At 53.8% G+C, this 5,690-nt stretch carries 2 tRNA genes and 3 rRNA genes; all 5 read right to left on the bottom strand.

Going from position 1 to position 5,690, the window contains the following annotated elements:
- Positions 1–90 precede the first annotated feature (90 nt).
- Positions 91–203 (bottom strand): 5S ribosomal RNA (rrf, locus tag EPB08_RS20935).
- Positions 204–391: 188 nt separating this feature from the next.
- Positions 392–3,270: ribosomal RNA gene (locus EPB08_RS20930) — 23S ribosomal RNA — on the bottom strand.
- A gap of 235 nt (positions 3,271–3,505) precedes the next feature.
- A tRNA-Ala gene (locus EPB08_RS20925) sits at positions 3,506–3,581 on the bottom strand.
- A gap of 11 nt (positions 3,582–3,592) precedes the next feature.
- Positions 3,593–3,669: transfer RNA gene (locus tag EPB08_RS20920), tRNA-Ile, on the bottom strand.
- Positions 3,670–3,849: 180 nt separating this feature from the next.
- Positions 3,850–5,394, bottom strand: a 16S ribosomal RNA gene (locus tag EPB08_RS20915).
- The 16S, 23S and 5S rRNA genes sit together here with 2 tRNA genes alongside, the layout of an rRNA operon.
- Positions 5,395–5,690: the final 296 nt, after the last annotated feature.

Below are 5,690 nucleotides of genomic sequence, written 5' to 3'. Positions count from 1 at the left end.
GCGCGATCGACACTCGGTCACGCCGTATTGTTTTGGAAGCGCGCAAAGACAAACGCCTTCCCGGATGGGAAGGCGTTTGAGGGATAAAGCCCCTGGCGGTGACCTACTCTTGCATGAGGATTCACACTACCATCGGCGCAGCTGCGTTTCACTTCCGAGTTCGGGATGGGATCGGGTGGGACCACAGCGCTATAGCCGCCAGGGAAAGGGTAGAAGTAGCGCTTAGAGCGCCGGCTTCAAACTTTGAAGAGTCCAGCCATGGATGGCTGGTTTTTGCTCTTCCGCGAGACGGATCTCGCGTTGAATAAAGGTGTAAACGAGTGACAAGCGATTTGGGTGAACCTATCGAGATGATTCGTTGAGTCAAACTCACGAAGCGTCTTGGGGTTATATGGTCAAGCCTCACGGCTCATTAGTACACGTAAGCTCAATGCATTGCTGCACTTCCACACCGTGCCTATCAACCACCTAGTCTTGATGGTGCCTTAAGGAGACTCGAAGTCTCGGGAGATCTCATCTTGAGGCGCGCTTCCCGCTTAGATGCTTTCAGCGGTTATCGCTTCCGTTCGTAGCTACCGGGCAATGCCATGGGCATGACAACCCGAACACCAGCGGAACGTCCACTCCGGTCCTCTCGTACTAGGAGCAGCCCCTCTCAAATCTCCAACGCCCACGACAGATAGGGACCGAACTGTCTCACGACGTTCTGAACCCAGCTCGCGTACCACTTTAAATGGCGAACAGCCATACCCTTGGGACCGGCTACAGCCCCAGGATGTGATGAGCCGACATCGAGGTGCCAAACACCGCCGTCGATATGAACTCTTGGGCGGTATCAGCCTGTTATCCCCGGAGTACCTTTTATCCGTTGAGCGATGGCCCTTCCATACAGAACCACCGGATCACTAAGACCTACTTTCGTACCTGCTTGATCCGTCGATCTCGCAGTCAAGCACGCTTATGCCTTTGCACACAGTGCGCGATGTCCGACCGCGCTGAGCGTACCTTCGTGCTCCTCCGTTACTCTTTGGGAGGAGACCGCCCCAGTCAAACTACCCACCACACACGGTCCCTGATCCGGATTACGGACCTAGGTTAGAACGTCAAGCACTTCAGGGTGGTATTTCAAGGATGGCTCCACCGAAACTAGCGTCTCGGTTTCATAGCCTCCCACCTATCCTACACAGAAGAACTCAACGTTCAGTGTGAAGCTGTAGTAAAGGTTCACGGGGTCTTTCCGTCTTGCCGCGGGAACGCTGCATCTTCACAGCGATTTCAATTTCACTGAGTCTCGGGTGGAGACAGCGCCGCTGTCGTTACGCCATTCGTGCAGGTCGGAACTTACCCGACAAGGAATTTCGCTACCTTAGGACCGTTATAGTTACGGCCGCCGTTTACTGGGGCTTCGATCAAGAGCTTCGCCTTGCGGCTGACCCCATCAATTAACCTTCCAGCACCGGGCAGGCGTCACACCCTATACGTCCACTTTCGTGTTTGCAGAGTGCTGTGTTTTTGATAAACAGTCGCAGCGGCCAGGTTACTGCGACCCTTCTCAGCTCAGTCACGCATGTGACCACCAAAAAGGGCGCACCTTCTCCCGAAGTTACGGTGCCATTTTGCCTAGTTCCTTCACCCGAGTTCTCTCAAGCGCCTTGGGATTCTCACCCTGCCTACCAGTGTCGGTTTACGGTACGGTTTCTCTGTAGCTGAAGCTTAGTGGCTTTTCCTGGAAGCGTGGTATCAGTCACTTCGCCCAATAGGGCTCGTCTCGGTGCTCGGCATAAAGAGGGCCGGATTTGCCTAACCCTCATGCCTACCGCCTTTCCCCGGGACAACCAACGCCCGGTAGACCTAACCTTCTCCGTCCCCACATCGCACTACAGACAAGTGCTGGAATATTAACCAGCTTCCCATCGACTACGCATTTCTGCCTCGCCTTAGGGGCCGACTCACCCTGCGCCGATGAACGTTGCGCGAGGAAACCTTGGGCTTTCGGCGTGGGGGCTTTTCACCCCCATTATCGTTACTCATGTCAGCATTCGCACTTCCGATACCTCCAGCAAGCTTCTCAACTCACCTTCACAGGCTTACGGAACGCTCCTCTACCGCGCACACAAAGTGTGCACCCCGAGCTTCGGTGTATAGCTTAGCCCCGTTAAATCTTCCGCGCAGACCGACTCGACCAGTGAGCTATTACGCTTTCTTTAAAGGGTGGCTGCTTCTAAGCCAACCTCCTGGCTGTCTATGCCTTTCCACATCGTTTTCCACTTAGCTATAACTTTGGGACCTTAGCTGCGGGTCTGGGTTGTTTCCCTTTTCACGACGGACGTTAGCACCCGCCGTGTGTCTCCCGTACATTCTGTCCTGGTATTCGGAGTTTGCCATGGTTTACTAAGCCGCGATGGCCCGCTAGCCATAACAGTGCTCTACCCCCAGGAAGATTCATACGAGGCGCTACCTAAATAGCTTTCGAGGAGAACCAGCTATCTCCGAGTTTGTTTAGCCTTTCACTCCTATCCTCAGCTCATCCCCATCTATTGCAACAGATGTGGGTTCGGTCCTCCAGTGCGTGTTACCGCACCTTCAACCTGGCCAAGGATAGATCACTCGGTTTCGGGTCTACTGCCAGAGACTATGCGCCCTATTCAGACTCGGTTTCCCTTCGCCTCCCCTATACGGTTAAGCTTGCCACTGACAGTAAGTCGCTGACCCATTATACAAAAGGTACGCAGTCACCCTTGCGGGCTTCCACTGCTTGTACGTATACGGTTTCAGGGTCTATTTCACTCCCCTCTCCGGGGTTCTTTTCGCCTTTCCCTCACGGTACTTGTTCGCTATCGGTCAGTCAGGAGTATTTAGCCTTGGAGGATGGTCCCCCCATGTTCAGACAGGGTTTCTCGTGCCCCGCCTTACTCAATTTCACACCACATGCCCTTTCGCCTACGGGGCTATCACCCGCTATGGCCGGCCTTTCCAAACCGTTCGGCTAAAACACATGATGCTTTTGGGCTAGTCCGCGTTCGCTCGTCGCTACTGACGGAATCTCGGTTGATTTCTTTTCCTCCGGGTACTTAGATATTTCAGTTCCCCGGGTTCGCCCTGCATGACTATGTATTCATCATGCAGTACTCCTTGCGGAGTGGGTTTCCCCATTCGGACATTGCCGGATCAAAGCTTGTTGCCAGCTCCCCGACACTTTTCGCAGGCTGCCACGTCCTTCATCGCCTCTGACTGCCAAGGCATCCACCGTATACGCTTGGTCGCTTGACCATATAACCCCAAGTCGCCTCGGGGCCGATGAGCATCACTTACGAGGTGATATCCATCGATGTCCAAACAACGCGTTCGCTTAATTGCCTCAACGACACATCTCGGTTCGGTTTCGAACCAAAACGCTTGTCACTCGTTTACATTTTTTCAAAGAACACGACGTCGGCCACAATGCCGGGTCGTTTCAAATCAATTCGTGTGCGCTTCTGCCTTCATTTCACGTCGTGTCACCAAATGGTGGAGCCAGTCAGGATCGAACTGACGACCCCCTGCTTGCAAAGCAGGTGCTCTCCCAGCTGAGCTATGGCCCCAAGTGATTTGGTGGTGGGTCTGGGAGGACTCGAACCACCGGCCTCACCCTTATCAGGGGTGCGCTCTAACCACCTGAGCTACAGACCCGGGAACATCGCCTTAAAACGAAAACATCGCTCTCGATGCCTTCGCATCGAAGCGGCGTTTCGTTGAAGAGTTCAGCCAATGAATGACCGATTTAGCTCTTCGCAAAAGGGATTTTGCGTGAAAATTGAAGTGCAGGTGTCTTGTGTGGACGTCTTGCGGGGAAGAAAGATGTCGTTCTCGAAAGGAGGTGATCCAGCCGCACCTTCCGATACGGCTACCTTGTTACGACTTCACCCCAGTCATGAACCACTCCGTGGTCGTCGTCCCCCTTGCGGTTAGACTAACGGCTTCTGGAGCAACTCACTCCCATGGTGTGACGGGCGGTGTGTACAAGGCCCGGGAACGTATTCACCGCAGCATAGCTGATCTGCGATTACTAGCGATTCCGACTTCACGAAGTCGAGTTGCAGACTTCGATCCGGACTGGGATCGGCTTTCTGGGATTGGCTCCACCTCGCGGTATTGCAACCCTCTGTACCGACCATTGTAGTACGTGTGTAGCCCTGGCCGTAAGGGCCATGATGACTTGACGTCATCCCCACCTTCCTCCGGTTTGTCACCGGCAGTCTCCTTAGAGTTCCCACCATTACGTGCTGGCAACTAAGGACAAGGGTTGCGCTCGTTGCGGGACTTAACCCAACATCTCACGACACGAGCTGACGACAGCCATGCAGCACCTGTGTTCTGATTCCCGAAGGCACTCCCGCATCTCTGCAGGATTCCAGACATGTCAAGGCCAGGTAAGGTTCTTCGCGTTGCATCGAATTAAACCACATACTCCACCGCTTGTGCGGGCCCCCGTCAATTCCTTTGAGTTTCAGTCTTGCGACCGTACTCCCCAGGCGGCGAACTTAACGCGTTAGCTTCGACACTGATCTCCGAGTTGAGACCAACATCCAGTTCGCATCGTTTAGGGCGTGGACTACCAGGGTATCTAATCCTGTTTGCTCCCCACGCTTTCGTGCCTCAGCGTCAGTGTTGATCCAGATGGCCGCCTTCGCCACTGATGTTCCTCCCGATCTCTACGCATTTCACCGCTACACCGGGAATTCCACCATCCTCTATCACACTCTAGCGAGCCAGTATCCATCGCCATTCCCAGGTTGAGCCCGGGGATTTCACGACAGACTTAACTCACCGCCTACGCACGCTTTACGCCCAGTAATTCCGATTAACGCTTGCACCCTTCGTATTACCGCGGCTGCTGGCACGAAGTTAGCCGGTGCTTATTCCTCAGGTACCGTCAGCCCCACCGGATATTAGCCGGTAGTATTTCGCTCCTGATAAAAGTGCTTTACAACCCGAAGGCCTTCTTCACACACGCGGCATTGCTGGATCAGGCTTGCGCCCATTGTCCAATATTCCCCACTGCTGCCTCCCGTAGGAGTCTGGACCGTGTCTCAGTTCCAGTGTGGCTGATCATCCTCTCAGACCAGCTAGCGATCGTCGCCTTGGTAGGCCATTACCCTACCAACTAGCTAATCGCACATCGGTTCGTCCAACCGCGCAAGGCCCGAAGGTCCCCTGCTTTCTCTCGTAAGACGTATGCGGTATTAGCGTAAGTTTCCCTACGTTATCCCCCACGTTTGGGTAGATCCCGATGCATTACTCACCCGTCCGCCACTCGCCACCCACAGTATTGCTACTGCTGTGCTGCCGTTCGACTTGCATGTGTTAGGCATGCCGCCAGCGTTCAATCTGAGCCAGGATCAAACTCTTCACTTAAGTTTTCGACCTCATGTCCACCCGAAGGCAAACACTCGATCTATCTTTCTGAAGCGTATGTCCTAACCATAAACGTCAAGCTTTTGAATTGACTCTTAGGTTAGACGCTTGCATATGTTTGACATTCAGTCATCCACCGCAAGGCGCCCACACAAGTCACCTGCGCACACTGTCAAAGATCTCAATCACTTGCGGACCGTTTCCGTTTCCGCTTCAGAACATTTCGTTCCGAGTGAGCCGCTCATCTTACATCGTTTTTCCTGTCCGTCAACACCTTCAGCGAAGAATTTTTGCTG

Source organism: Dyella amyloliquefaciens (assembly GCF_004296575.1).
GTDB lineage: Bacteria > Pseudomonadota > Gammaproteobacteria > Xanthomonadales > Rhodanobacteraceae > Dyella > Dyella amyloliquefaciens.
This window is presented reverse-complemented; position numbering and strand designations above follow the sequence as displayed.